Genomic DNA, 24,122 nt, shown 5'->3' on the forward strand with positions numbered 1-24,122 from the left:
TTTTTTTAGGTGCACAAACTTTTTAAACTTTTTTCTAGGTTTGATTTTATTCTTGCTATATCATTAGCAGTATCTTCTAATATTTTATTTGTAAAACCATCGTTCGGATATTGTGCTGGTAATTTGGCTAATGAATAAGATAAAATTCTAGCTTTTACTCTTGCTAAAACTAATTCTTGAGTTTGTTGAAGGATATGCTCACATAATATCTTATCTTTGATAGATGTAGATGGTGTAAGTTCAGCATTTTTTATAGCTACTTTCATGAGTAATGCCTCTGTATGTAAATTATCTAAAAATGTTATTGGCATGACCCATTCGTTATCAAAATAAGTCGTTTTAGAATCCATATTGTAGTTGAGTGATTTAAACGCTATTTTTATACTTGTATTAACGTCTTGATTTGTAAAATACAGTGATTCATTAGCTAGAACGATATTAGTAAAAGAGAATAGAATAAATAGCATTAGCAATATTTTTTTCACAATAACCCTTCTTTCATCTTTTTCACAATTATAACATAATTGTAATTTGTATGGTATAATCGTGTTGAAAACTGAAAAGCCAATTTTTAGGAGGTCGTTTATATGGAATTTAATAGATTTACTTCATATGCAAAATTTTTATCATCAAAAATGAAAAAAGAGTTTATAGAAGATAAAATAACTTTATCTTTATTAGATTATACAGATAAAGTTTTTAAAATGTATGCTACATCTCCAACGTATACTCCAGCAATGATGTTTGTGATATATGAAAATGTTTATAATAAATTAGGAAAATTGCGTTTTCCTAAAAATGCAGAGTATACTTTTGAAAAATATATGACAATTATATATATGTCATCCGTTGAGGAATTATATGATAGTATCCTTCGGGATTTAGTTGCTATAGATAGGAGCTTAGATATTAGAATAAAAGGACGGATATTTTTCTTTTTTTACTTTTTATATGATGGTGAACGAAAAAAATACTTGACGACAAAGTTTATAGAAGAACATAAAATAAAAATGTATAAAAAATTAGAAATTTTTGATAAAGAATTTGATGAAAGTTTGTTATATGATTAATTCGATAAGACGTACTTTAAAAATATTAGGGTACTTTTATTTTTATTCTTGACTTTCGGCAGACAATAATGTAATATGATTATGGCAGACAAAAGTGAGGTGAAGAAATGGCTGCAAAAATTGGTCGCCCTACTAATAATCCTAAAGAAGAGCGTGTTACTGTTCGGTTAGATCAAGAGAGCATAGAAATTTTAAATAATTATTGCCAAAAAACTGGAGAAAAACGCGCAGAGGCAATTCGAAAAGGGATTAAGGGCCTAAAAAATAAATAAGACTGGCCGCCGTCGAAAGCAAAAACCAGTCTTATAACCAGAAGCTTCAGCTTCTAAGAAATATTGTATCATAGAAGCTGACTTCTTTCAAATTGAAAGGAGTTAAAAAATGAACAATTTGCAAACACTAACTTTAGACAGCCGTGAAGTAGCAGTAATGCTTAACAAAAGACATGACCATTTATTGAGAGATATTGATACTTATATTAGCTATTTAGGTCAAAACCCAAAATTGGGTTCTGATGATTTTTTCAAAGAAACATCTTATAAAGCTGGTACTGGCAGACGTTATAAAATCTATCAAATAACCAAGAAAGGCTGTGAGTTTTTAGCTCATAAGCAAACAGGTCGTAAAGGATCGTCGTTTACCGCATCTTATATCAACCGCTTTCATGAAATGGAAGCACAGCTAGGCAAGAAGCCTTGGGTGTCGGTTAAAGCTACTCCCTTGCAGCAAACACTCATTGAAGAACCTTATAAGCCTACGGTAAAATACTGGAAAGGCGTACCGGTGTTAACTAAGTTAGACGTAGCTATGATTTTAAAGGTTGATGCGTCGTCGATTCAAAATTATATTCGTAGACCGTGGTTTATGACAGAAAACGTAGATTTTTACTTCTTGCGTGGACATGACTTGTTTGAGTACCGCAGAGAGAATAAAATCAAGTCTACAATCGCTGCCTTAATAGTACTTACCGAAAGTGGAGTTAGAAAGATATACGAAGCTAGAAATCGAAAATTTACACCTGCTGAATTGTTCCCAGTAAAATCGTCGTGTGAGCCACAAAGACCTATGCTTGTTAATGCGCCTATGAATATAGAGCTACAGAAGAAGATAAAGGATTTAGAAGGTAAGTTGATTGCTTTGCATGAGGTATTAAAACTTTATAACTACTGTAACACGCCTGAAAAATCGCAATGCTTCGCCACAACAATAAAAGACATAGGTATAAAAATATCGTGTGATGCACTTGATGTAATCAATACAAAGCTTAGTTTAATTCCTGCCGAGGGTGTCGGTTAAAGCTACTCCCTTCCTGTTGGGTATTTAAAATTTTAAAAAGTTTCCGACAAAATGCCATTTAACAAGAGTTAAAATAGTAATGTAAGGTTATTGGATATGAGAGCAGAGGCGATGTAAAAAATTAAAAATGTATCCGACAAAACCACTATAAAAATGAGTTAAAATAGTATCATAAAGTTAGTTAGAACTTAATAGAAAGCGCTTACTTCGGTAGGCGCTTTTTTATTTGGAAGGAGAGGCTTATGGAAACAAAACATAGTAACAAAGAGCAAGTTTTAAATTTATTTCAAAGTATGATTAATGAATTAAGAACTAAAAATTTTAAGAATGAAGATTACAGATTGTTTGGTGAAATTTTTGCAAGATTAGGAAGTATTTGCCATGATCTAAAAGAGTTTGAATCATCTGCAATGCTTTTAGAAAAAGCATTATCTAAAAATCGAGGCGATCTATTAAGCGAATCCGAAGAACATGATTCTTAATGTCATTAATTATTAAAACTGAAAATTTCTAGTATTAATAATTGGAGGTATATTTTTATGCAAAATTTTGCTGCAATCAAAAATGGTCAAGTTATAGGTTGGGCTAATGACAGAGACACTTTGATAAAAGATCTATTGAAAAAAGGGATATTAAAAAACTGTGATATAAGTCAGAAAGCTTTACCAGATGTTCTTAGAATTATTGAAGAACTGACAGAAAAAGTACAGGCTCTGCAAATTGAAAATAAACAACAAAAGCAGATTATAAATGAAATGCAACCTCGAATAAGCTATTGCGATTTTATCCTAAACAATAATATAAAGATGTCGGTAACGCAGATTGCAAAAGACTATGGTATGAGCGCAAAGAAAATGAATAGCCTGCTTCATGAGTTAGGTGTTCAGTATAAACAAGGCGGTATATGGTTTTTGTATGAAAAATATCAGTGTGACGGATATACCCAAAGCAAGACTTTTTCTACTGCTGACGGTGAAAATAGATTTCATACTTATTGGACGCAAAAAGGGCGACTGTTTATTTATCACTTATTGAAGAACAAAGGCGTACTTCCAGTTATAGAACAGGAGTGAAATTATGGATAAAGAGGCTATCATACAAGACCAAATAAATTTACTGTTGGAGGAGCAGAAGAAGGCTGCATCTTTGGACGAGAAGTTAAAGATAGCATCAACCATAGCCAGTATGTTAAATGCTACTGTGGTTAAAGATGCTCCGGCCTCAGCAAAAATATAGGGGGCGAGCATATGACTGTACAGAATACGACAGTTAAAGATATTTATGTTGGTAATGGAGCGACAACGAAATTCCCAATAACATTTCAGATGACGGATCATCCTGAATATATAAAAGTATATATTACAGGTGATGATAGCGTTGCCGTAGAAACGGAGAATTTTTCTGTCGATCTTGGAGCTAAAACAGTTACTTATCCAGCTAATGGCGATCCGCTGCCTGAAGGGCATAAAATAACTATTTATCGTGAGCTGCCATTGTATCAGCTAATGAACCTGGTTAATCAAGGTCCGTTTTTTGCAGAGAATATTGAATTGTCTTTTGACGATCTAATTTTTATATGTCAGCAATTAAATGAAAAATTGAATAGGACATTATCTGCTGGTATTGATGTAAGTAATTTTAATAATACTTTTCCGGTAAAGGCTGGAATGAGTTTTAGAATCAATGATGCTGGTGATGGGCTTGTACTGACGGAGGACCCTGCGAGGGTGTTACCTTTAGCTAAAGATGTATTAGAGCAAACGAAACAGGTCAAAGAGAGCGCCGTTAACGAAACAACAAATATTAAAAATACTGCAATCGAAGAGCTGACCGCTATAAAAGATGCTGCAGTAAATGAGACTACAGAAATAAAGGATGAAGCTGTTGCTGCTAAAAATACCGCTGTTGAAGCTGCGGCTACTGCGGCAGAAGATGCTGTCAATAACGTTCAAACGTTACTTGATGAAAAAGTGGCTGCCGCAGAAAACGCAAAAAGTGCAGCTGTTTCTTCTGCTGAATCTGCATTAGCAAGTAAAAATGCTGCGGCTGCATCACAGTCGTCTGCTGCTGCCAGTGCAGAAACAGCCCAGGCTTCAGCAGAATCAGCTTCTAGCAGTGCTAATGCAGCATTAGCAAGTAAAAATGCTGCATTAACAAGTGAGAATAATGCGAAAGCTAGTGAAACCAAATCTGCAAAAAGTGAAGAAAATGCTAAGGCTGCTGAAACTGCTGCAGAAAATAGTAAAAAAAGTGCTTCAGATTCCGCTAGTGCGGCTTCTAGTAGTGCTGAATCTGCATTAGAATCTAAAACGTTAGCTGCAGCATCAGCAAATTCAGCTTCTGCGAGTAAGACAAGTGCAGAAAGCAGTGCTGAATCGGCAGCATCTTCAGCAACTACAGCTACAAGAGAGGCAGATAGAGCACAGGATATTGCTGACAGCTTAGAAGGTTTAGCTGGCATTACTGGTATAGCAACAACAGATGAAGCTATCGCTGGTGTAGTTGATAACAAAGCAATGACGCCGTTAAAGACGAAAGAAGCTATAGAGCAAGGTACTAATGTTTTTACAGCTTTAAATGCTTTCAGAGCAAACATTATAGTATCAAACGGCACAGCGGCAGGCAGTCAAGGACAAATTGTTTTAGGCGTAAAACCCCGTACAGCAACAGTGCAAGCGAATATCATATCTAGCACAACAGGGGCGTTAAACTATAATGCAACAGAAACCACTGGTCATTACTTCAAAATTGGTAACAATATTGCGACTACATCAATAACTAGTAATGAAAGTGAAACAGCAATCTTTTCACATAATGCCTTTGAATTTGCGCGAATAACAAATGTCGGCGTTGCGAAATGGCTGGGCAATGCAAATACAGCTACGAAACTAGAAACCTCCCGCACAATAAACGGCGTGGCTTTCGACGGAACGAAAGATATAATTGTAGACTCCAACCCAGTGGGAACAATAATCGCCGTGGCATATACAGGGGTGCCGGAAGGATATATGCACTGCAATGGTGCAGCAGTTAACAGAACTACTTATGTTAATCTATTTAATAAAATCGGTACAACTTACGGTGCCGGCGATGGTAGTACTACATTTAATTTGCCAAATACTGTAGCTAGATTCCTAGAGGGCGGCATAGGTGCCGGAACTTACTACGAAGCTGGGCTGCCTAATATTACTGGTAATATTTCAGCATTTAAATCTAGTATTAGTGGTGCGTTTGTAGGAAGTAACAATACTAACAGATACGATGGTTGGAATGATAACGAAGATGAATATGCAGTATCTACCAGTTTTGATGCTTCTCGTAGCAATAGCATTTACGGTGCAAGTACTACTGTGCAGCCGCCTGCTATGACTGTAATTTACTGCATTAAATATTAAGGGGAGAACAAAGATGAAATTATATTATTATGACGAGAACGGATATTATCGTGCAATGTCAGAAGCGTTTTTAGACCCGCTTGAAACAGAACTGCAAGGGAAAGAAGTGTGGCTTATACCACCGCACGCAACAACTATTGAGCCACCATCAAGCGCAGATGGACACATTATAAAATTTAATGGGAAGACATGGGAACTGGAAAAAATGCCTGATCCGGAGCCGGAACCAGAACTTACGTTAGAAGAATTAAAAGCCCAAAAGCTTAAACTTGTTGATGCATGGACAGCAGATAAAATTACTGGCGGTTTTATTTCTCAATGCACCGGTAAACTTGTGAGGTATGATAGCGATAAAGATACTCAGCTTACGATGCAGGGAATTGCACTGAATGTCAGCACAGAACGTTTTGCAAACGAATATCCTTTGGGATGTCCAGTCCGGGGCTATAAAGAAGGAGAAACTGAAAAAACAATACAGTATCTTAACGCTGCTCAGGTATATACCTGGTGTGCTGATTTATCGTCTCATATAGGTGCTTGTAAGCAGCAAGGATGGATTAAACAGGCACAAGTAGAGGCAGCGTTAAGCAAAGAGGATTTGGACGCTATTATATTAGATTAGGCGGTGCAAAGATGGTTGAAATGGCAATGGCCTCAATAACAATCTTTAGCTTTTTATTTGGCATAGTAGGTTTTGTATTTAAGATTTGGATAATAAATCCTTTGTCTACGGCGATAGAGAACCTCCAAAAGACTGTTGACGCTTTAGCTAAGACTATTAATAGGGAACAAGAACGTACAACAGATTTAAAAATAAAATTTGCTGAGATTGATCAGAGGGCAAAATCTGCACATAACAGGATTGATGAAGTTGGTGAACGGCTATTGCTGGTAGAAAACAAATGTAATAACTGTTCATGTAAGGATAAGTGATATTTATGTTTGAGAAAATAAAAAACTTAATAGTAGGTGCTAGAAACAAAGTAGCCTCAATGTCGCCAAAAATAATGGCTGTCATTGTAGGCTATTTTATTGCAGTCGTTTTGCTGGTACTGACCTATTACGCTGCATGGATGTATATGTGGTTATGGCTAGATAAGATTATTATGTCTGACCTGCTGGCGTTGATACGTGAGATCACAGGTCCGGCTATGGTTGCATTTGTGACCTTTATAGCTACAAGTTTAGTAGATAAAGACGGGGACGGTGTCCCTGACAAGTTTGAACAGGAGGCAGAAAACAATGGTGACGAAAAGAATCACTTTAGATGAGCTGCGGCAGTTAGCAGTAAGGGGTAAAGGTAATATTGATAAAATCTATCTACACTGGTCAGCTGGTATTTATCACCAGTTTTTTAGTGACTATCACCTAAACATTGACAGCGACGGCGCTGTTATGGCGACAACCGATGATTTAACTGAATATAAGGTTCATACATGGCGGCGCAATTCTAGAGCTATTGGGATTGCTTTAGCATGCTGTGTAGATGCTGTAGCCTATGCTAATGGGCATATTGATTTTGGCAACGTGCCACCGACAGAGTTACAGATAGATAGTATGGCGAAAGTTGTAGCTGTATTGTGTGAGGAGCTTGGATTGGACATTGATGCCGATACCGTAATGACACATGCAGAAGCAGCAGACTTAGACGACTACGGCCCGGCAACTACTTTTGAACGCTGGGACTTGTGGAAATTGCCAGATGTGCCAGGCGACGGAGAACTGAAACCAGGCGGTGATGTTATTCGTGGTAAGGCGATCTGGTGGCATCATAATTGGTAAAGATTGTATAAGGAGGTGACTAATATGGAAAAACAGCGTATTTTGATTTGGGCTGGTATTGCTCTTGCGATTTTGGTAGGGTGCATTACTTATTACAATCTGTAAGATAAAACCCAGCCACAGAATTAGCCTGTGCGTTGTTTTATCTCTAAAACACTAGGAAATATAAGTGGGAGTATAGAAAACGGCGCACAGGTTGATTATATTGAAAATAGAACTATCTTAATGATAATGAAATAGAATTTAATTTGAAAGAAGGGCAGAAAGTGAATGAAGAAAAACAAATCAGGTATAGCAAGTATCTTATTATTAGTTTTGCCCTTATTGCTGTGCTTATCATTTTCTTTGAATTGTTTTGCGGAGGAACTTCCGGAAACAATAATGATGTCCAGGGAACAGTTCAACGAATTGCAGACGATAATAAACAGACAGGAAAATCTGTTGATAGGGCTATCGAACACGTTGGAACTGCAGCAGATGAACTCGAACGAGCTGAAGAAGCTAATCGAAGAGCAGCGTTTATCTTATCAGAAGATAAGGAGCGAGCTAATGCTTGCGCAGGAATCATTGTCGAACTCCAAAAAAACAATAGCAGAGCAAAACAAATCCTTGCAGACGTTGAGCTTTCAAATAAAACAAGAAAAGTCCAGAAGTGAATTAAAGCAGAGGCAGAAGGCCTTTTGGGGATTTGCAGGAGGGGTATTAGTAGGAGCTATAGCAGCGAGCAGGTGATTATATGGATACTTGCCGTTTGCAGGCAAGAGATTGGCTTTCGCAGTCCACACGAAAGGAATTTGAAGCAATCATTTCAGAAGCCAAACTAACGCCGCGGCAAATAGAAATTATAGAACTCAAGTTTATTCACGATCTTAAAAACTATCAAATAGCGATGAAAATAGATACGTCAGTGCAAACGGTCGAAAGAGATCTGCAGCAGGCGTATAATTCAGTTAAGAGAGCATTAAAGGCAGTCACATAATAGTTGTGGCTGCCTTATTTTTTATGCCTATATTAGGGAATTATGAGGGAATGTTGACGGATTATAAGAGCTGATTTAACGGATAATATAGTTAAGATAAATGAACGGAGGCAAGACTATGAGTGGCAATATGAATTTAGGAATTACAAGCAGTTCTGTACTTACTACATATCCACAAACGATGACTTGTATTGTAGATGGAACAAATATTATTCAGGTTGATTTTTATGGGAACAGGCAGAAGGTTGGAGTTACTCAAAGTGCGTATGATGAGTTAGAAAAAATCAGTAATGAATATTATAACAAGCTTGTTGAACTTAAAGTAATTACCCAACCTAAAACACCAGAACAGCAGATGCAGGAGCAAACGGAACTTATGGCAGATATGCTGAAAGAAATGCAGAATATGAAGCGTGAAATCGAGGTGCTTAAAAATGATCAATCCACAAGCTGTAGCACAAATGCTGAGACTAAACCAGCAGGACACGAACCGCCTTGCGGAAGCATGGGCGACGGCGATGAATGTAGCGAATAAGGTCAATAGTAAGGGTGATGCGCTAAACGCTTTGGCTAAGAATGGTGTTAGTTCAGACATTGTTACTAAGGTCAATGGATATTTAAATAATCCTATGGCTGGATTTATTGCTAAGGCTGCTGGTGTAGATCTTAACAAAGTAAAAAATATAGTCGGTGATTTACAGGGAACCGGCGGAACTGTTCAGCCTGATATTAATCAAGGGCAACAGCCAAATGATAATTTAGCAAGGTTACGTGCAGGGTTACAACAGCTTAAACGCTGATGTGATAAATAAAATATCAAGAAAGGAGTTGTTTGCAGATGGACGAAAAATATTATGGTGGTTTTAACACTTGGGGGATTGCTATCTTCTTGATTATCCTGTTTGCTGCTTTTTTAGGCAATCGTGGTGGTTGGAACAATAACGGTGCTGCTCCTGCATATGGTTGCAATGCTGTATCTAATTGCCAGGTAGAAAAACAGGGAATCATCGACAGCGCGCGTACTCAATATTTGATTGAGAATACTGCTCGTCAAACCCAAGAGCAAACTATGGCTGGCTTCTCTGCACTCGGTACGAAGATTGACTTTTATGAGTATCAAAACCTGCGTGATCAACTTGCTCAGGAACGTACGAAAAATGTCGTTCTGGAAAACCGCGTATACAGTGATGCTAAATTCAACGCTGTAGAAGCTCAACTGGCTTCTATCTCTTGCCGTATGCTTCCGAAACCTGAGGTTACTGGTATTGGCGCAGTTTGCCCGAATGCCGGCATTATCAATGGTTTGGGCATTAATAGCCTGAACGGCGGTTGCAACATGGTTTAAAGGGGTTAAAAAGTAAGGCTCCGTCGTAAGACGTGATACAGGGCGGAGAAATCCGCCCTATTTTTTATAGGAGATGATAATATGTGTGGAAATAATGGATGTAAAGTATGTCCTAATTTAGTTGCCAGTACTGAGGTGGCAGTTGCTGCTAATGAATTGCAAATTACAATTCCGGCGATGACAATAAATAATAATGAAAAGATTTGTTTGTTAATTGCCCAGGCAATCCCCGCAGGTGCTGATGCACTGCCGGTAGTTATTTTAAATGGCACAGGCGGGACAGTAATTCAAATGATTAACCGTTGTGGTGACGGAGTAAGAGCAGATCAAATCCGCAGCAGAAAAATTTATAATTTGCGTGTGATGACAGAACCGCCCTTAGCAGTGGTTCGCAGTAATAATCTTTGCTGCACAGCTTTTGTATGGCCACAAATTACACCGCCTACAGTTACTCCATCGTCTGTTACTTTAAAGAAATGAGGCGTTGGCAATGGGCAATTTATTGATTGGCTTTACAATAGCATTTCTTTCAAGTAGAGAAGGTCAGGAAATAGCTAAAAAGGTTGCAAAGAAAGTGCTTGAAAATCTTTCGGAAAAACCTAAAAAGAAGGACGGTGAAGATAATGCATAAGTACGATCATTATGCAGAGCATATTGACGGTGACAAATTAAAAGAAGAACAGGTTGATGATATTGTTTGCTGTGCATTAGAAAAAATCAAAGTCATCGATGAGGAAGATTACGAAGCTATAATGATGAAAATTCATTGTATAGCTTATGGTCCGCACTTTGATGAACACCTTGCTAAAAAGGCAGTTTCGGAAATGAAAAATGTTGACGGTACTACCGGAGAACATTGGACAGTAGAAGAAACTACCCGTGTTATGGATCAGAACGGTGTACATGCCAATAAGTACGACTGGTATTATTTAATGAATATGCTGCATAGCGATTATTCGAATCTCTGGGGAGAAGATGTTGCGCAATATGTAAAATTTGCCAAGGCATACATCAACGATCCTGATGCTGGAGCAGGTAAAGTTTTTTATCTGTGGAGAGCGGGGAAACATCATCATTAATATGTCAAAAGTGGTCGCAGTTTTGGTCGCACTTTAGTGTTTTTTAATGCCATTTCACGACTTCTTACGGCACTATCAAGAATATGATTCACAAAAAATAAAAACCGTCAAAGCCCTTGAAAACTAGGCTTTGACGGTACTTTTTTGCTGGTACGCCCGAGTGGAATCGAACCACCGCACACGGCTCCGGAGGCCGATGCTCTATCCACTGAGCTACGGGCGCATAGTGTTTGGTGCACAATGCACCATAGCGAATTATAGCATAACGGCAAGCTTCTTGCAAGTTTTATACTGGGTTGATGAAATAAAAAATATAATAAAGAAGCAGGAAGTGCAGTAAAATAAATATTAAATTTTTTCTAAGGGATTTACTTAGTTCTGCGTTTTATATATAATCAAATCATTAGATAATATTGGCGGAGGAAAGCTTTATGAGCTACTGCAGATTGTTATTGACGCCGCGAATGACGTTATTGATTGTTATCGGTTCTTTGATTTATTCTGTAGGTTTGAATCAGTTTATAGTGCCTGTTGGTCTGTATAATGGGGGATTTTTAGGTATTGCCCAGCTCATACGACACTTCATGGAAAGCTGGTTCGGTATCAGTTTTGGCAATACCAATATCGCCGGTATTTTATATTTTATTTTGAATATACCGTTGCTGGCGGTTTCCGTGAAACGTTTTGGGAAGGAATTTCTTGCTAAAACCATTTACTGTGTTTGCTGGTACAGCTTGTTTTTGACTGTAGTGCCGATTGCAGATCATTTACTGGTCGACGAACATTTGACGGCCTGTGTAGCAGGCGGTGTGATCTGCGGTATTGGTGCCGGGATGACTTTGCTTTCTGGCGGCAGCGGCGGCGGTGAAGAAATTTTGGGACTTTTACTGATGCAGAAGCATTCAAATTTGAGTGTCGGTAAGGTTTCAGCGATGCTGAATATTTTTATTTTTGGGACATGTGCGGTAATTTTCAGTATTTCCCAGGCAATTTATTCAGTTTTGTTTACGGGTATCGTTTATTATGTGCTGGATAAGGTACATTTCCAGAATATAATGCTGACGATGCTGATCATTACGAAAAAGCAAGGGTTGGAAAAGATAATCTTCGAAAAAGTCAATCGTGGCGTTACAAAATGGAATGCTTATGGTGCATATAGAAATGAAGAAAGAGAAATTCTGATGACCGTAGTTTCCAAAAGTGAATTTCTGCAGCTGCGGCGTCTGCTTTTGGCTGCCGATCCTGAAGTTTTTATAATTATAGAAGAAAATGTTTTTGTTGTTGGTAATTTTCAAAAGCGTGTCAATCAATAAAAAAAGCTCCTGCTTTGCAGGAGCTTTTTCTTTTACTATATTATTTGGGGACGATATCACCAACACCATTTAAAATATAACGGGGACGATAAGCAAAAACCTGCATATTTTCAAGGTCAGTAACACCTGAAAGTACCAGGACCGTAGTCAGGCCGCTTTCCATTCCTGCAACTATATCTGTGTCCATACGATCGCCTATCATGGCAGCTTCGTCTGAATGGACGCCAAGCATTCTCAGACCGGTACGCATCATCAGAGGATTGGGCTTGCCTACAAAGTACGCCTGTTTTCCTGTAGCAAGTTCGATAGGAGCAACCAAAGCACGGCAGGCGGGAATGATACCGGTCTCAGTGGGACCCGTCAGATCAGAGTTTGTAGCTACTAAACGTGCACCTTTTTGTAGGAGGCTTACAGCTTTTAAAATCATATCATAATTATAAGCGCGGGTTTCGCCGACAACTACGTAGTCAGGATTAGTATCGTTCATCGTGATACCGGCATCATAAAGAGCATTGACAAGTCCTGGTGCGCCAATAACATAAACACTGCATTTTGGAGACTGGCTTGCCAGAAATTTAGCAGTAGCCAAAGCGCTGGTATAAAAATGGCTTTCATCAACGTCAAGTCCCATTCGCGCTAATTTTTGCTGCAGTTCTTTTGGAGAACGCTCACTGGAGTTCGTCAGGAATAGGAATTCTTTTTCTTCTTTATAAAGCCAGTCGACAAATTCTTTTACTCCGGGCAGTAAACGGTTCCCGTGATAGATGACGCCGTCCATATCGCAGATAAAGCCCTTTTTAGCATAAAGTTCCTGTAAAGTATCTATGATGTTCACTTCCTTAATAATGAAAAATTTAATCTTATATTATAATTATCGACTATTAAAGCAATAATTTCAATGTTTTCAGCTGATGAAATTCGTGTTTCAAAGTAAAATTTATGAAAATTTTTCATTGAAGAGATATTTTGTTATAATATTAAGCAAATATAAGACGTAAGTGAGGAGAAGATTATGCGTATCGCTGTGATAGATGGAATGGGCGGCGGACTTGCCGCACAGGTCGTAAGCCAACTGACCGGCAAGCTTCCGGAACAGGTTGAGCTTATCGGGTTGGGCACTAATGCTTTGGCAACGGCAGCAATGCTCAAAGCAGGAGTCAAGCGCGGAGCCACAGGAGAAAATGCGATCTGTATTTCAGCGGCAGCAGCAGATTTGATCGTCGGCCCTATCGGCATCATCATACCCAATGCTATGATGGGTGAGATCACTCCACGTATTGCGGAAGCAGTCGGCAGCGCTGCTGCTAAAAAAGTTCTTTTGCCCGTGAGCCAAAATCATTTTGAAATAGTTGGCGTGGAGCCTAAGTCACTGGCTTCGTTAGTGAAAGAGGCTGTAAGCAGAATTTTGACTTTGGTTGAAGCCTGATGGTAAAAAGTGGTATAATATAAATTAGTTTTGTTTGAAGAAAGTAAGTAAAGGAGAAAGCCGAAATGATTGCTATCCGTGACCGGGTGCGTTTTGTAGAAACAGATATGATGGGCGTGGTGCATCATGCCAATTATCTGCGCTGGTTTGAAATGGGTCGTGTGGCTTATCTGCGTGCCGCAGGTGTTGAATTACTGGATTTAATGGCACACGGTGTTATTTTTCCGATTACAGAAGTGCATGTGAAATATAAAAATTCCTGTACTTTTGATGATGAGTTTGAAGTACAGACGATAATGATTGAATTCAGCCGGGCTAAAATGGATTTTGCTTACAAGGTGATACGGCTTGCTGATGGCGTGGTGCTGGTTGAAGGCAGGACCCGTAATTTATTTACCAACCAACAGGGAAAGATTATTCGTTTAGATGCCTGTTATTTTGATAAAATCAATGCGCTGTTTCAGCAGGAAACAGCCAAGGAGTGAGAAGATGGAAACAAAATTTGAAATCGTGCCGGTTCCGACACGTATCCTGACCCATCACGACGATATCGTAGAAGCCATTGTTGAATATGGCGGAGACAAGATAGGACCTGATGATGTAGTTTGTGTTGCTGAAAGCGTTGTGGCTATTACACAGGGCGGGGCCAAACGCAGTGAGGATTTTAAGCCAGGTTTGCTGGCAAAGGTTTTGTGCCGTTTATTTCCGTCCAAGGGCAGTATCTCTGGCTGGCATAGTATGCAGGCTCTGATCGATGCTGAAGGCGGAATGAGGGTTTTGATTGCTGTTATCTGTGGCTTTGCGGCAAAATGCGTGGGTGTTTCCGGTGTATTTTATCGTATGGCAGGAGAACAGGCACGTTTGATCGATGACGTTACGGGTACGATGCCTCCATATGACAAGCATATTGTTTACGGACCGCATAACCCCAGTAAAGTAGCCGAGGAAATTACCAGCGGCACAGGTGCTTTTGGAGCGGCAGTAGCGGATGTTAACGATTTGAAGCGTTCCTGTGTTCTGGGGGTTTCCAAGGGTGTTAATGCTGATGAAGTGGCACAGATTTTGATTGATAATCCTTTTGGTAATGGCAGTCAGAAAACACCGGTCGTTGTTATAAAAAACTATCGCAGGGCACGCTAAGGAGGCTAAAAAATGCTTTTCATTTTAAAAGTTATTGCAGCACTGATTTTATTGGCAGTTGTTGTAATCGGAATATATATCTTGCTTCAGGGCAAGGAAGAAATGTTTTTTGAAGTTACTCAGCGTACTAAAGCCAGACTGATTAAACGCAGCGAAAATAAGCTGGAGTTTGAAGTTGAGCTGCCGATGCATAACGATGGCAAAGAAGAAGGCATTATCTTGGATGCATTTATCCGTGTGTATCTGCCGCAGGAACAATATGCTGATGCCCAGCTGCGCGGACGCGTCAATTTAAAAGAAGCGCCGCGTGAAGATGACTATTTCGAAGCAATGCTGCTTGGACCTGGTGTAAAGAAGACGATGGTTGTAAAATTTGAGCTGGTGCCGGAACATGGCGTTACTTTGAAGCAGGCTGTCGAAGGCATGCCGGATGTGGACATTGCGCTGTTTCTGGATTGCCGTGGACGAACTGCGCTCTATACTGTCAAAAAAATTATTACTTTGCATAAAGATGAGCTGCAGGCTTTGCTGGCATAATATAAAAATTCAATTAAAACCGCCGTAAGGCGGTTTTTCTTTTTGGAATAATTTTTCTTTTTGGCAGGTTTTTTCAGTATGGATATGGAATTATAAAATGTTAATGAATGTGCGGAAAAGCGGGGTGAGGATATGCTACTGGGAATTGACGTCGGCGGGACATTTACAGATGCCGTTCTGATAGGGAGAGGTACAATAATAGCGCAGGCTAAACGCAGAACAACACATGAAGCAGTATTGCAAGGTATTTTAGAAGCTCTGGATGAGGTTTTGCAGGAGCAGGAAGTTTATAATATTGAACGGGTAGTGATTTCCAGCACAATCGTAACTAACGCTTTAACAGAAGGCCGAACTGATCCGGTATTTTTGGCTGTGATGACAGGACCGGGAATGAATGTTAGTAAGAGCTTTCCTGTAGAGCCTTATTATGTGAGCGGCTATGTCGATCATCGCGGTAAAATAACAGCTCGTATTGACTGGCAGAAGCATCAGGGCTTACTGTCTAAGGCAAAAAACAAAATGGCGGCTGTGTCCGGAAAATTTTCGGTACGTAATCCTGAAAATGAATATGCACTTGCAGGGGAACTGAAAGATTGCGGTTATGAGAAAATTTTTCTCGGTTCGGAGTTATCAGGCGAATTGAATTTTGTGCGGCGTACTAATTCTGCTTATTTTGCAGCTGCTGTTTATAAAACCTTTAAAAATTTTTGCCGTCAGGTACAAGACAGCCTGAAGGAACGCAATATTACTGCACCGGTACATGTGTTAAAGGCTGACGGGGGAACTTTGCCGTTAGATATAGCGCTGAAACAGCCTGTGGAAACTATTTTTACAGGACCGGCAGCCAGCGTTTTGGGTATAGAGGCCCTGGGCGCACCGCAGGTGAAAAGTATTTCGCTGGATGTAGGTGGGACGACTACTGATATTGCTTTTTGGGAAAATGGACTGCCTTTGCTAGCCAGACATGGAGTTAAAGTTGCCGGCTATCCGACAGCTGTACGTTCGTTCCATATGCGAAGCGTTGGCATTGGCGGTGATAGCCGTATCCGTCGGACAGAAACCGGTTTTGAGGTTGGCCCTGAACGTATTGGTCCGGCGATGGCAGTGGGAGGCTGTGAACCGACTTTGTCAGATGCTTTGATAGTAGCTGGGCGCGTTGGTTTTGGTGATAAGGCGGCGGCTCATAAGGGGATGCAGCAGCTGTGCCTGATGGGTGAGACAGCAGCTGAGGTTGCCATGCAGGTTGTCGAAGCGGCAGTGTCTGTTATTGAAGCTACGATTAATGAAATGCTGCATGAATGGAGTATTCAGCCTGTTTACACTGTCAACGATGTTATTAAAGGGACTGAATTTGAGCCGGAGCTGCTTGTAGGAGTCGGCGGTGGCGCAGCAGGTTTGATTATGGCTTTGGGAGAACGGATGGGACTGCCTGTGGAAATACCGGCTGGCGCAACTGTTGCTAATGCAGTCGGAGCGGCACTGGCCCGGCCGACTTTAGCTGCCAGTCTGCGGGCCGATACTACGGAAGGATATTATCTGATCCCGGAGAGCGGACAGCGTGAACGGCTGCCCAGTGGCTTCAGTATGAAAATGGCGGAAGAACTTTTGGCAGCATGGCTGCATGAGCAGGCTAAAGCCTGGCAGCTGCCGGGGCAGGAAGCTGAAGTGATCAGTAAAGAGTTTTTCAGAACTATCCATGGCTATTACGACAGTGGTGAAATTATTTCACTGAGGATGCAGTTGAAGCCTGGTATCCTGCAAACTGTCATTGGCAGGGAGGTGGCATTTTGAAATCGAAGCTTGGCTTGATATTTTTTCCGGCTTTTGACTGGATGATATCGCCTACACACCCGGAGCGGCAGGAGCGTTTGTTATATACGCGTGATCAACTGCTGGAAGAGGGGCTTTTTGATTTGCCGCAGATCAGAGAATACCGCCCCCGTTTGGCAGAAATCAATGATTTGCAGCGTGCACATATCGGTGTGCCGTCCATTGCACGTCTTATCACACCGGCGCACCTTACTTCTGCAGGCGGTTGTTTAGCCGCAGCTGATGCAGTAATGTCAGGTGAAGTAAAGCGGGCTTTTGCTTTAGTCAGGCCGCCTGGGCATCATGCAATGCGCGTAGTTCACGGAATCCGCGGTTTTTGCACTGTTAATATCGAAGCGGTGATGGTGGAGTATCTGCGCAGTGTTTATGGAATCAAAAAAATCGCTGTTGTCGATACTGACGTACATCATGGTGATGGTTCGCAGGATATTTTTTATCATGATCCTGATACTTTATATATTTCTTTTCATCAGGACGGCAGGACCTTGTATCCCGGTACGGGTTTTCCTGATGAAGCCGGCAGTCCGGCAGCCTGGGGTACAAATATCAACCTGCCGTTGCTGCCGGGCACAGGTGATGAGGGACTGCACAGATTATATGATGGTCTGATCCAGCATATTCTTGATGATTTTGAGCCGGAGCTGATCATTAATTCAGCAGGTCAGGATAATCATTTCAGTGATCCTCTGGCTTCAATGGCTGTAACAGCGCAGGGATATGCCAAATTAGCCGATAAATTGCAGGCTGATATTGCAGTACTGGAGGGCGGCTATTCTGTAGAGGCTGCGCTGCCCTATGTTAATACAGGTATCATTTTGGCAATGGCGGATATGGACTACAGCAAGGTGGTAGAACCTGACCAAAGCGATTTGCGGCAGCAGGATGAGCGCTGTAATAAACGTGTCGATCAGCTGATTGCTGAAACAGGTGAATTGTGGCGCAGTCGGTTTAGCACCAGAAAAGAGCTGCTGGCAAAATGCGGTAATAGCTGGAGCAGGAAGAAAAGCATTTATTATGATGAAGAAGGGATCAGAGAAGAACAGATCGAGACCGCTCATTATTGCAGGCAATGCAGCGGTTATCTTACGATCAGGACTGCGGCTGCGGGAACACGTTTCGGAGATCAGAGCGCGTTTATCATTTCGTTGAAACGCGATACCTGCAGTGAATGCCGGCAAACTGCTTATGACGAAGCACAGCTGGAAAAACGTAATGGCAAATGGCAGTATGTTTTAGTGCAGCACATAGCTGATGGTGAAATAGAAAGTTTGTAATTAAAATAGGCTGATGCCTTCAAAGATTAGGAAACGGAGTAAAGAAAACTAATGAAAGAAATTGTTATTGCAACACGTAATCCCGGTAAACTTGAAGAATTCAAAGTATTGATGAAAGATTTGGAGGTGGAATTACGTTCATTGGAAGAATGGCCGAATGTACCTGAACCAGAAGAAACAGGGAAAACTTTTATGGCCAATGCCCGACTGAAGGCTGTTTATTATGCTAAAGAAACAGGGCTGCCATGTATCGCCGATGATTCAGGATTAGAAGTACTGGCGCTGGAGGGGGCTCCAGGCGTGCGCAGTGCGCGTTATGCCGGCGAGGAAGCTACGGACGAAGAAAACAACAAACTGCTGCTGCAGACGATGAAATTTCAGGTAAAACGTACTTGCCGTTTCCGTTGTGCATTAGCCGTGGCAGCTCCTAACGGAAAAATTTTATTGGAAAGCGACGGCATTTGTGACGGTATGCTGCTGCATGAGCCGTTAGGGACAGAGGGATTTGGTTATGATCCTCTGTTTTGGTCAACAGAACTGCATAAGGGTATGGGCGAGGCTACGATGCAGGAGAAAAATAAAATCAGCCATCGCGGCAAAGCTATTAAAAAACTTGTTGCGAATTGGGGGAAAATGAAGTGAAAATCGGTATTACCGGCGATACTCACGGCAGCAAACAAGCCATCAGGCAGGTTCTGCATGCTGTGCCGCCTGTTGAATATTGGTTTCATACCGGAGATTACAGTCAGGATGGACGTTTTTTAGTTGCCGAAACCAAGCTGCCGTTACTGGCAGTATGCGGCAATACAGATCCCGGCGAAGGGAAAGCAAATGTAGACGAATTTATTACGTTGGCGGGGCAGCGTATCTGGCTGACGCATGGACATCGTTATCTGCATGGGTATCAGGTATCCGAACTGGCCTGGTGGGCACGTAAGCTGGAAGCTGATATTGTGGTTTTCGGACATACACACGTACCTTTGGTAAAATGGTTCGGTGATGTACTGCTTGTTAATCCCGGCAGCCCTGTTTTACCGCGCAGCGAAATGGGAGCTACGTTTGCTGTATTAACTGTTAAAGAAGGAGAACGCCCGGAAGCTGAGATTTACAAATTATAGTGCCGTCGTGTCAGGCAAGCTTTTAATTTGTAAAAAAACTTAAAATTCTGACGCTTGCTACTTGAAAAAGCAGTATAATTCATTTACAATATTTAGTATATACTAAATTGAAATTACGGGGGTAATAATGTATGACATTACGTGACGATGCTTTGAAACTCCACTTAGAAAACCATGGCAAGCTTGCTGTTGTGAGCAAGGTTCCCATTAAAACCCGCGAAGATTTGGCCTTGGCATACACCCCTGGTGTTGCTGAACCATGTAAAGAAATCAAAGAAAATAAAGACTTGTCCTTTGAATATACCTGCCGCGGCAATATGGTCGCTATAGTCAGCGACGGTACCCGTGTACTCGGCCTGGGAGATATCGGACCGGAAGCAGCAATGCCGGTAATGGAAGGCAAGGCAGCACTATTTAAAACCTTTGGCGATGTAGATGCTGTACCTATCTGTATCGATACTAAAGATCCTTCTAAAATTATTGAAACTGTACGTTTCCTGCAGCCCAGCTTTGCCGGTATTAATTTGGAAGATATTTCCTCTCCTAAATGCTATGATATCGAATGCGAATTGAAGAAAATCTGCGATATCCCTGTTTTCCATGACGATCAGCACGGTACTGCAATTGCCTGTCTGGCAGCAGTTATCGGTGCTTTGCGCTTCGTGAAAAAAGATATGAAAACAGCTAAATTTGTTGTTAACGGCTGCGGCGCAGCAGGCTCTGCTATCGGCCGTCTGCTTATCAGCATGGGTGCTGAAAATGTAACCATGGTTGATCGTTTCGGCGCTTTGTATGAAGGCATTGACGCTAATCTTGACCGCATCCAGTCTTATCTGGCGACAGTCACTAATAAAGAACATAAAAAAGGCACTTTGGCGGATATAGCCAAAGGCGCTGACGTTTTGATCGGTGTTTCCGCTCCTAACGTCTTTACGAAAGAAATCATCGCCAGCATGGCAGATAAAGCTATAGTTTTTGCACTTGCCAATCCGGTTCCGGAAACTTCTTATGCTGACGCTATCGAAGCTGGTGCTGCTGTTGCAGGTACCGGCCGCAGTGATAGTCCGAATCAGGTCAACAACGTCACTGTATTCCCGGGTGTGTTCCGCGGCGCTATTGATGTACGCGCTAAAGCAATCACTGAAGAAATGAAAGTAGCTGCTGTTTATGCAATTTCCGAACTGATCGACGAGAAAGACCTGCGTGCCGATTATGTTGTTCCGGATGCGTTTGATCCGCGTGTTGCGCCGGCAGTTGCGGCCGCGGTGGCCCGTGTTGCTATGGAAACAGGCATTGCCCGCATTAAAGTCGATCCAGAAGAAGTGCGTGCCAACACTATGAAACGTGTCGGCAGATAAGGAGGCTATCATGCGCGAGATAAAAGTTCAGGAGATAACTGCTGCTGTCAGTAAGCTTTGTAAAGATTCCTGCTATTACCTGCCGGAAGAGCTGCTGGAAAAATTAAAAGCATCTATCGCCACCGAAGAATCTCCTTTGGGGCAGGAAATATTGACGACTATCGTTGAGAATGCCGAACTAGCAAAAGCCAAAGACGTACCGATTTGTCAGGATACCGGTTTGACAGTTGTCTTTATGGAAATCGGACAGGAAGTACATTTTGTAGGCGGAGATCTTTATGAAGCGGTCAACGCCGGTATCGCCGATGGTTATGTTGGCGGTTATCTGCGTAAATCTTCTGTTGATGATCCTTTATTTGTACGTAAAAATACCGGTGATAATACGCCGGCGATCATTCATACAACGATAGTGCCCGGTGAACAGGTCAAAATAACTGTATCGCCTAAAGGCTGCGGCAGTGAAAACATGGGCGCATTAAAAATGCTTAAACCGGCTGACGGCGTTGAAGGCGTTATCAAATTCGTTGTCGACACCGTGCGCAGTGCCGGCCCTAATCCCTGTCCGCCTGTTACCGTAGGTGTCGGTATTGGCGGTAATATGGAAAAAGCTGCACTTTTGGCAAAGTATTCTCTTACTCGTAAGGTAGGGGAGCACAATCCTAATCCTCAGTATGCAGAACTTGAAAAAGAACTGCTGAAACGTGTCAATATGACTGGCGTAGGTCCTTCCGGACTAGGCGGCAGCACTACTGCCGTAGCTGTTAATATTGAATATGCACCGACCCATATCGGCGGTCTGCCGATTGCCGTTAATCTGAACTGCCATGCTGCACGCCGTGCAGAAATGGTATTGTAAGGAGGGGCCTGAGATGAGTGAAGCGATTATCAAATATATCAATGCGCCGTTAAGCGAAGCTACGATCAAAGACCTGCACGCAGGTGATGTAGTACGTATCAGCGGTTACATCTATACTGCCCGTGATGCGGCACATAAGCGTATGACAGAAGCACTGGCCAAGGGAGAGCAATTGCCCTTCGATGTAAGGGATCAGGTGATTTATTACGTAGGTCCAAGCCCTACTAAACCCGGTGAAGTAGTTGGCAGTGCCGGACCGACGACCAGTGGGCGTATGGACAAATATACCCCGACGATGATCGAACAGGGTATGCGTGGGATGATTGGTAAAGGACTGCGGTCGCAGGAAGTTATTGATGCCTGCGTGGAGCATGGCGCTGTTTATTTTGCTGCTATTGGCGGAGCGGCAGCAGTTATTGCAAAATCTATCAAAGGCGAAGAAATGATTGCCTATGAAGATTTAGGGCCTGAAGCTATTCGCCGTTATGAAGTTAAAGATTTTCCTGCTATCGTCTGTATCGACAGCGAAGGCAACGATTTTTATAAAGTTGGCATTGCCAAATACAGTAAAGAGTAACAAATTTAACAAATCTTTAAGGAACTGCAGAAGCAGTTCCTTATTTTTTGCAAAAGTCTTGACAAGCTTATTTAGTTGAGCTATCATAATGCCAATCGAATAACACACTCTTATCGAGAGCGGTGGAGGGACAGGCCCTGTGAAACCCGGCAACCAAGCCTAGCTATGGTGCTAAATCCTGCAAGAACATTCTTGATAGATGAGAGGAAAGCAGAAGCAAGCGCTCTTTCCTCGGAAAGAGCTTTTTTGTTAGTCCGACCGAGCTAAGATAGGTACTGTGTTAAATTCATTTTAAAGGAGAGATTGTTTATGAAAAAGTTATTTCTGGCTTTGCTGGCAGTGTTCAGCATTGCATTAGTCGTTGCCGGCTGTGGCGGCGACAGCAAACCAGCCGCTAACAGCGGCGATAAAAAGGTGGTGCTGAAAGTAGGCGCAACGCCTGTACCGCATGCTGAAATTTTGAATCTGATCAAACCGCAACTGGCTAAAGAAGGTGTTGATCTGCAGATCATTGAATTCAGCGATTATGTTAAACCAAATTTGTCTTTGGCTGATAAAGAATTAGACGCCAACTTCTTCCAGCACACTCCGTATCTCGAGAAATTTGCTTCCGAAAGGAATCTGCCTCTGGTTGCTTATACCAAGGTACATATCGAACCAATGGGGGTTTATTCAAAAAAATTAAAAGACTTAAATAATGTTCCAAGCGGAGCTAAAGTTGCAATCCCGAATGATCCTACTAACGGCGGCCGTGCTCTGGCATTGCTGCAAAGCGCCAAGCTGCTCAAGCTGCGTGACGGTGTAGGTATTTCCGGTACGCCTGGCGATATTGTTGATAATCCTAAAAATCTGCAGATCGTGGAAATAGAAGCAGCTTTGCTGCCGCGTTCCATGGATGATGTTGATCTGTCTGTTATCAATTCCAATTTTGCTATGGAAGCACAGCTGAATCCAGTCAAAGATTCTCTCTTTACTGAACCGAAGGATTCTCCGTATGCCAATATCTTAGCAATACGTAAAGGCGACGATAAGCGTCTGGAACTGCAAAAACTGGATAAAGCTTTAACCAGCCCTGAAGTAAAGAAATTCATCGAAGAGAAATATAAAGGCGCGGTTGTACCCGCATTTTAATGAAAGTTTTGTTTGATTTAAGCAGATAATGATTGTAAGATAGAAGATAAAAATATTCCCCTCTCAGCGGAAGTTGAGAGGGGTTATTTTTTTGCCTGGCTCTATGGGAATAGAGTCAGGCTTTTTGTTGTTGTAGATCAGGTGCTGGCAAGTGAGATTGTAAATATTGCCGCACAGGTACGATGAAAATATAAGTAAGAGCAAAAATAAGACTGAAATATAAATAAAACGTGCTTATGTCTTGCGGGGGGGTACAATCATGATACAATAATTATGAATTATAGGTGAAATATTTTAACATAAACAAAAAATACAAAAGTATTGATTATAGGTGAATTCTAGTGGGATATAATTCTTTGCTGCGCAAGATAATTTTGATCATAGGTGACATAATTTGTTTGTATCTGGCTACCAGCATCGCTATGGTACTGGAACTTGGTAATAAACAAACGGATAAGATAGCTTTCCATCTGGAATTTTTGCCGATCCTGGTCATCATGATGTTCTTTATGTTCAACGTTTATGGCTTGTTCAGTCTGATCCGCAAAAAGCTGGTAGATATTTTTCTTAATCTATTGGTAGCGGTAACCAATATTTACATCATAGCGATGGCCAT

The 24,122-nt window shown here is 41.4% G+C and carries 35 protein-coding genes, 1 tRNA gene and 1 riboswitch; of the genes, 33 read left to right on the plus strand and 3 right to left on the minus strand.

Translation table 11 applies throughout. The features are described 5' to 3' along the window. Nucleotides 1-5: 5 nt before the first annotated feature. A complete protein-coding gene (locus tag C8D73_RS09520) occupies nucleotides 6-485 on the minus strand; it encodes a hypothetical protein (protein ID WP_113078050.1) in 480 nt (159 codons plus the stop codon). A gap of 102 nt (nucleotides 486-587) precedes the next feature. Here C8D73_RS09520 and C8D73_RS09525 point away from each other — a divergent pair, with 102 nt between their 5' ends. The 19 genes from C8D73_RS09525 to C8D73_RS09605 all read left to right on the plus strand — a co-directional run bounded on the left by C8D73_RS09525 (nucleotide 588) and on the right by C8D73_RS09605 (nucleotide 10,946). Next, nucleotides 588-1,070: a hypothetical protein gene (locus tag C8D73_RS09525; protein ID WP_113078051.1), complete on the plus strand. Its 483-nt coding sequence runs from the start codon at nucleotides 588-590 to the stop codon at nucleotides 1,068-1,070. A gap of 107 nt (nucleotides 1,071-1,177) precedes the next feature. Next, nucleotides 1,178-1,342, plus strand: a complete 165-nt coding sequence (locus C8D73_RS09530; protein ID WP_113078052.1) for a ribbon-helix-helix protein, CopG family — start codon at nucleotides 1,178-1,180, stop codon at nucleotides 1,340-1,342. Nucleotides 1,343-1,451: 109 nt separating this feature from the next. Continuing rightward, nucleotides 1,452-2,366, plus strand: a complete 915-nt coding sequence (locus tag C8D73_RS09535; RefSeq protein ID WP_113078053.1) for a Rha family transcriptional regulator — start codon at nucleotides 1,452-1,454, stop codon at nucleotides 2,364-2,366. A gap of 242 nt (nucleotides 2,367-2,608) precedes the next feature. Continuing rightward, nucleotides 2,609-2,848 carry a hypothetical protein gene (locus C8D73_RS09540; protein ID WP_113078054.1) on the plus strand — a complete coding sequence of 80 codons (240 nt, stop codon included), beginning with the start codon at nucleotides 2,609-2,611 and terminating at the stop codon, nucleotides 2,846-2,848. Between the two features lie 57 nt (nucleotides 2,849-2,905). Beyond that, nucleotides 2,906-3,439 carry a phage antirepressor KilAC domain-containing protein gene (locus C8D73_RS09545; protein ID WP_113078055.1) on the plus strand — a complete coding sequence of 178 codons (534 nt, stop codon included), beginning with the start codon at nucleotides 2,906-2,908 and terminating at the stop codon, nucleotides 3,437-3,439. Nucleotides 3,440-3,443: 4 nt separating this feature from the next. Continuing rightward, nucleotides 3,444-3,602: a hypothetical protein gene (locus C8D73_RS11245; RefSeq protein ID WP_170123205.1), complete on the plus strand. Its 159-nt coding sequence runs from the start codon at nucleotides 3,444-3,446 to the stop codon at nucleotides 3,600-3,602. Nucleotides 3,603-3,613: 11 nt separating this feature from the next. Beyond that, nucleotides 3,614-5,761 (plus strand): tail fiber protein, encoded by a 2,148-nt coding sequence (locus C8D73_RS09550; RefSeq protein WP_113078056.1) that lies wholly within the window; start codon nucleotides 3,614-3,616, stop codon nucleotides 5,759-5,761. 13 nt (nucleotides 5,762-5,774) lie between these two features. After that, entirely contained in the window at nucleotides 5,775-6,383 is a 609-nt protein-coding gene (locus C8D73_RS09555; protein ID WP_113078057.1) for a DUF4376 domain-containing protein, read from the plus strand. Between the two features lie 11 nt (nucleotides 6,384-6,394). After that, nucleotides 6,395-6,694, plus strand: coding sequence for a hypothetical protein (locus tag C8D73_RS09560; protein WP_113078058.1), 300 nt, complete (start codon nucleotides 6,395-6,397; stop codon nucleotides 6,692-6,694). A gap of 59 nt (nucleotides 6,695-6,753) precedes the next feature. Next, nucleotides 6,754-7,032 carry a hypothetical protein gene (locus C8D73_RS09565; protein WP_113078072.1) on the plus strand — a complete coding sequence of 93 codons (279 nt, stop codon included), beginning with the start codon at nucleotides 6,754-6,756 and terminating at the stop codon, nucleotides 7,030-7,032. Next, nucleotides 7,004-7,543: a peptidoglycan recognition protein family protein gene (locus tag C8D73_RS09570; RefSeq protein ID WP_249033593.1), complete on the plus strand. Its 540-nt coding sequence runs from the start codon at nucleotides 7,004-7,006 to the stop codon at nucleotides 7,541-7,543. The genes C8D73_RS09565 and C8D73_RS09570 overlap by 29 nt, the downstream gene beginning before the upstream one ends. A gap of 266 nt (nucleotides 7,544-7,809) precedes the next feature. Further along, complete coding sequence (locus C8D73_RS09575) at nucleotides 7,810-8,199, plus strand: hypothetical protein (protein WP_113078059.1); 390 nt, start codon at nucleotides 7,810-7,812, stop codon at nucleotides 8,197-8,199. 80 nt (nucleotides 8,200-8,279) lie between these two features. Then, on the plus strand, nucleotides 8,280-8,522 hold the full coding sequence (locus C8D73_RS09580; RefSeq protein WP_113078060.1) for a sigma factor-like helix-turn-helix DNA-binding protein: 243 nt from the start codon (nucleotides 8,280-8,282) through the stop codon (nucleotides 8,520-8,522). Between the two features lie 118 nt (nucleotides 8,523-8,640). Beyond that, on the plus strand, nucleotides 8,641-9,057 hold the full coding sequence (locus tag C8D73_RS09585; protein WP_113078061.1) for a hypothetical protein: 417 nt from the start codon (nucleotides 8,641-8,643) through the stop codon (nucleotides 9,055-9,057). After that, nucleotides 9,041-9,322 carry a hypothetical protein gene (locus tag C8D73_RS09590; RefSeq protein WP_113078062.1) on the plus strand — a complete coding sequence of 94 codons (282 nt, stop codon included), beginning with the start codon at nucleotides 9,041-9,043 and terminating at the stop codon, nucleotides 9,320-9,322. The genes C8D73_RS09585 and C8D73_RS09590 overlap by 17 nt, the downstream gene beginning before the upstream one ends. Nucleotides 9,323-9,360: 38 nt before the next feature. Then, complete coding sequence (locus C8D73_RS09595) at nucleotides 9,361-9,867, plus strand: hypothetical protein (protein WP_113078063.1); 507 nt, start codon at nucleotides 9,361-9,363, stop codon at nucleotides 9,865-9,867. An 81-nt stretch (nucleotides 9,868-9,948) separates the two neighbouring features. Continuing rightward, complete coding sequence (locus C8D73_RS09600) at nucleotides 9,949-10,347, plus strand: hypothetical protein (RefSeq protein ID WP_113078064.1); 399 nt, start codon at nucleotides 9,949-9,951, stop codon at nucleotides 10,345-10,347. A 10-nt stretch (nucleotides 10,348-10,357) separates the two neighbouring features. Then, a complete protein-coding gene (locus C8D73_RS11250) occupies nucleotides 10,358-10,498 on the plus strand; it encodes a hypothetical protein (protein ID WP_153816654.1) in 141 nt (46 codons plus the stop codon). Further along, the gene (locus tag C8D73_RS09605) at nucleotides 10,491-10,946 is read left to right on the plus strand and encodes a DUF7841 family protein (protein ID WP_113078065.1); all 456 of its coding nucleotides are present in this window, start codon (nucleotides 10,491-10,493) and stop codon (nucleotides 10,944-10,946) included. Before C8D73_RS11250 ends, C8D73_RS09605 begins: the two co-directional genes overlap by 8 nt. 148 nt (nucleotides 10,947-11,094) lie before the next feature. On the opposite strand, the gene C8D73_RS09610 is transcribed toward C8D73_RS09605, so the two are convergent. After that, nucleotides 11,095-11,169, minus strand: a tRNA-Arg gene (locus C8D73_RS09610). Between the two features lie 208 nt (nucleotides 11,170-11,377). Here C8D73_RS09610 and C8D73_RS09615 point away from each other — a divergent pair. After that, nucleotides 11,378-12,259, plus strand: a complete 882-nt coding sequence (locus C8D73_RS09615) for a YitT family protein (RefSeq protein WP_021717039.1) — start codon at nucleotides 11,378-11,380, stop codon at nucleotides 12,257-12,259. Between the two features lie 40 nt (nucleotides 12,260-12,299). Here C8D73_RS09615 and C8D73_RS09620 read toward each other — a convergent pair whose 3' ends face one another. Then, nucleotides 12,300-13,085 carry an HAD-IIA family hydrolase gene (locus C8D73_RS09620; protein WP_197715020.1) on the minus strand — a complete coding sequence of 262 codons (786 nt, stop codon included), beginning with the start codon at nucleotides 13,083-13,085 and terminating at the stop codon, nucleotides 12,300-12,302. A 186-nt stretch (nucleotides 13,086-13,271) separates the two neighbouring features. Between C8D73_RS09620 and C8D73_RS09625 the strand changes: the two genes are divergently transcribed. The 13 genes from C8D73_RS09625 to C8D73_RS09685 form a co-directional block, all read left to right on the plus strand. Further along, nucleotides 13,272-13,685 carry a DUF3842 family protein gene (locus tag C8D73_RS09625; protein ID WP_021717041.1) on the plus strand — a complete coding sequence of 138 codons (414 nt, stop codon included), beginning with the start codon at nucleotides 13,272-13,274 and terminating at the stop codon, nucleotides 13,683-13,685. A 65-nt stretch (nucleotides 13,686-13,750) separates the two neighbouring features. After that, a complete protein-coding gene (locus C8D73_RS09630; RefSeq protein ID WP_046430350.1) occupies nucleotides 13,751-14,170 on the plus strand; it encodes an acyl-CoA thioesterase in 420 nt (139 codons plus the stop codon). 4 nt (nucleotides 14,171-14,174) lie between these two features. Next, nucleotides 14,175-14,825, plus strand: a complete 651-nt coding sequence (locus tag C8D73_RS09635; protein ID WP_021717043.1) for a coenzyme F420-0:L-glutamate ligase — start codon at nucleotides 14,175-14,177, stop codon at nucleotides 14,823-14,825. 12 nt (nucleotides 14,826-14,837) lie between these two features. Further along, nucleotides 14,838-15,362, plus strand: a complete 525-nt coding sequence (locus C8D73_RS09640) for a hypothetical protein (protein ID WP_021717044.1) — start codon at nucleotides 14,838-14,840, stop codon at nucleotides 15,360-15,362. 132 nt (nucleotides 15,363-15,494) lie between these two features. After that, the gene (locus tag C8D73_RS09645) at nucleotides 15,495-17,153 is read left to right on the plus strand and encodes a hydantoinase/oxoprolinase family protein (RefSeq protein ID WP_113078066.1); all 1,659 of its coding nucleotides are present in this window, start codon (nucleotides 15,495-15,497) and stop codon (nucleotides 17,151-17,153) included. 41 nt (nucleotides 17,154-17,194) lie between these two features. After that, nucleotides 17,195-18,466 carry a histone deacetylase family protein gene (locus C8D73_RS09650; protein ID WP_044491504.1) on the plus strand — a complete coding sequence of 424 codons (1,272 nt, stop codon included), beginning with the start codon at nucleotides 17,195-17,197 and terminating at the stop codon, nucleotides 18,464-18,466. 51 nt (nucleotides 18,467-18,517) lie between these two features. Continuing rightward, on the plus strand, nucleotides 18,518-19,108 hold the full coding sequence (locus C8D73_RS09655; protein ID WP_021717047.1) for an XTP/dITP diphosphatase: 591 nt from the start codon (nucleotides 18,518-18,520) through the stop codon (nucleotides 19,106-19,108). Next, nucleotides 19,105-19,584 (plus strand): metallophosphoesterase, encoded by a 480-nt coding sequence (locus C8D73_RS09660; protein ID WP_170123206.1) that lies wholly within the window; start codon nucleotides 19,105-19,107, stop codon nucleotides 19,582-19,584. Before C8D73_RS09655 ends, C8D73_RS09660 begins: the two co-directional genes overlap by 4 nt. A gap of 131 nt (nucleotides 19,585-19,715) precedes the next feature. Then, nucleotides 19,716-20,942: an NAD(P)-dependent malic enzyme gene (locus C8D73_RS09665; RefSeq protein ID WP_021717049.1), complete on the plus strand. Its 1,227-nt coding sequence runs from the start codon at nucleotides 19,716-19,718 to the stop codon at nucleotides 20,940-20,942. 10 nt (nucleotides 20,943-20,952) lie between these two features. Further along, nucleotides 20,953-21,798, plus strand: a complete 846-nt coding sequence (locus C8D73_RS09670; protein WP_046430357.1) for a fumarate hydratase — start codon at nucleotides 20,953-20,955, stop codon at nucleotides 21,796-21,798. 13 nt (nucleotides 21,799-21,811) lie between these two features. Continuing rightward, nucleotides 21,812-22,375, plus strand: coding sequence for a Fe-S-containing hydro-lyase (locus C8D73_RS09675; protein WP_021717051.1), 564 nt, complete (start codon nucleotides 21,812-21,814; stop codon nucleotides 22,373-22,375). A 107-nt stretch (nucleotides 22,376-22,482) separates the two neighbouring features. After that, nucleotides 22,483-22,581: riboswitch (SAM riboswitch) on the plus strand. Between the two features lie 103 nt (nucleotides 22,582-22,684). Further along, entirely contained in the window at nucleotides 22,685-23,506 is an 822-nt protein-coding gene (locus tag C8D73_RS09680; RefSeq protein ID WP_113078067.1) for a MetQ/NlpA family ABC transporter substrate-binding protein, read from the plus strand. A 341-nt stretch (nucleotides 23,507-23,847) separates the two neighbouring features. Then, the coding region (locus C8D73_RS09685) for a hypothetical protein (protein ID WP_211305808.1) at nucleotides 23,848-24,122 on the plus strand (275 nt) is incomplete at its 3' end.

The organism is Phascolarctobacterium faecium DSM 14760 (assembly GCF_003269275.1).
Taxonomy (GTDB): domain Bacteria; phylum Bacillota; class Negativicutes; order Acidaminococcales; family Acidaminococcaceae; genus Phascolarctobacterium; species Phascolarctobacterium faecium.

Bases quoted from the DNA above. Each gene is read 5' to 3' on its own strand.
- C8D73_RS09525 (WP_113078051.1), top strand. From the start codon at position 588: ATGGAATTTAATAGATTTACTTCATATGCAAAATTTTTATCATCAAAA.
- C8D73_RS09530 (WP_113078052.1), top strand. From the start codon at position 1,178: ATGGCTGCAAAAATTGGTCGCCCTACTAATAATCCTAAAGAAGAGCGT.
- C8D73_RS09535 (WP_113078053.1), top strand. From the start codon at position 1,452: ATGAACAATTTGCAAACACTAACTTTAGACAGCCGTGAAGTAGCAGTA.
- C8D73_RS09540 (WP_113078054.1), top strand. From the start codon at position 2,609: ATGGAAACAAAACATAGTAACAAAGAGCAAGTTTTAAATTTATTTCAA.
- C8D73_RS09545 (WP_113078055.1), top strand. From the start codon at position 2,906: ATGCAAAATTTTGCTGCAATCAAAAATGGTCAAGTTATAGGTTGGGCT.
- C8D73_RS11245 (WP_170123205.1), top strand. From the start codon at position 3,444: ATGGATAAAGAGGCTATCATACAAGACCAAATAAATTTACTGTTGGAG.
- C8D73_RS09550 (WP_113078056.1), top strand. From the start codon at position 3,614: ATGACTGTACAGAATACGACAGTTAAAGATATTTATGTTGGTAATGGA.
- C8D73_RS09555 (WP_113078057.1), top strand. From the start codon at position 5,775: ATGAAATTATATTATTATGACGAGAACGGATATTATCGTGCAATGTCA.
- C8D73_RS09560 (WP_113078058.1), top strand. From the start codon at position 6,395: ATGGTTGAAATGGCAATGGCCTCAATAACAATCTTTAGCTTTTTATTT.
- C8D73_RS09565 (WP_113078072.1), top strand. From the start codon at position 6,754: ATGTCGCCAAAAATAATGGCTGTCATTGTAGGCTATTTTATTGCAGTC.
- C8D73_RS09570 (WP_249033593.1), top strand. From the start codon at position 7,004: ATGGTGACGAAAAGAATCACTTTAGATGAGCTGCGGCAGTTAGCAGTA.
- C8D73_RS09580 (WP_113078060.1), top strand. From the start codon at position 8,280: ATGGATACTTGCCGTTTGCAGGCAAGAGATTGGCTTTCGCAGTCCACA.
- C8D73_RS09585 (WP_113078061.1), top strand. From the start codon at position 8,641: ATGAGTGGCAATATGAATTTAGGAATTACAAGCAGTTCTGTACTTACT.
- C8D73_RS09590 (WP_113078062.1), top strand. From the start codon at position 9,041: ATGAATGTAGCGAATAAGGTCAATAGTAAGGGTGATGCGCTAAACGCT.
- C8D73_RS09595 (WP_113078063.1), top strand. From the start codon at position 9,361: ATGGACGAAAAATATTATGGTGGTTTTAACACTTGGGGGATTGCTATC.
- C8D73_RS09600 (WP_113078064.1), top strand. From the start codon at position 9,949: ATGTGTGGAAATAATGGATGTAAAGTATGTCCTAATTTAGTTGCCAGT.
- C8D73_RS11250 (WP_153816654.1), top strand. From the start codon at position 10,358: ATGGGCAATTTATTGATTGGCTTTACAATAGCATTTCTTTCAAGTAGA.
- C8D73_RS09605 (WP_113078065.1), top strand. From the start codon at position 10,491: ATGCATAAGTACGATCATTATGCAGAGCATATTGACGGTGACAAATTA.
- C8D73_RS09615 (WP_021717039.1), top strand. From the start codon at position 11,378: ATGAGCTACTGCAGATTGTTATTGACGCCGCGAATGACGTTATTGATT.
- C8D73_RS09625 (WP_021717041.1), top strand. From the start codon at position 13,272: ATGCGTATCGCTGTGATAGATGGAATGGGCGGCGGACTTGCCGCACAG.
- C8D73_RS09630 (WP_046430350.1), top strand. From the start codon at position 13,751: ATGATTGCTATCCGTGACCGGGTGCGTTTTGTAGAAACAGATATGATG.
- C8D73_RS09635 (WP_021717043.1), top strand. From the start codon at position 14,175: ATGGAAACAAAATTTGAAATCGTGCCGGTTCCGACACGTATCCTGACC.
- C8D73_RS09640 (WP_021717044.1), top strand. From the start codon at position 14,838: ATGCTTTTCATTTTAAAAGTTATTGCAGCACTGATTTTATTGGCAGTT.
- C8D73_RS09645 (WP_113078066.1), top strand. From the start codon at position 15,495: ATGCTACTGGGAATTGACGTCGGCGGGACATTTACAGATGCCGTTCTG.
- C8D73_RS09650 (WP_044491504.1), top strand. From the start codon at position 17,195: ATGATATCGCCTACACACCCGGAGCGGCAGGAGCGTTTGTTATATACG.
- C8D73_RS09655 (WP_021717047.1), top strand. From the start codon at position 18,518: ATGAAAGAAATTGTTATTGCAACACGTAATCCCGGTAAACTTGAAGAA.
- C8D73_RS09665 (WP_021717049.1), top strand. From the start codon at position 19,716: ATGACATTACGTGACGATGCTTTGAAACTCCACTTAGAAAACCATGGC.
- C8D73_RS09670 (WP_046430357.1), top strand. From the start codon at position 20,953: ATGCGCGAGATAAAAGTTCAGGAGATAACTGCTGCTGTCAGTAAGCTT.
- C8D73_RS09675 (WP_021717051.1), top strand. From the start codon at position 21,812: ATGAGTGAAGCGATTATCAAATATATCAATGCGCCGTTAAGCGAAGCT.
- C8D73_RS09680 (WP_113078067.1), top strand. From the start codon at position 22,685: ATGAAAAAGTTATTTCTGGCTTTGCTGGCAGTGTTCAGCATTGCATTA.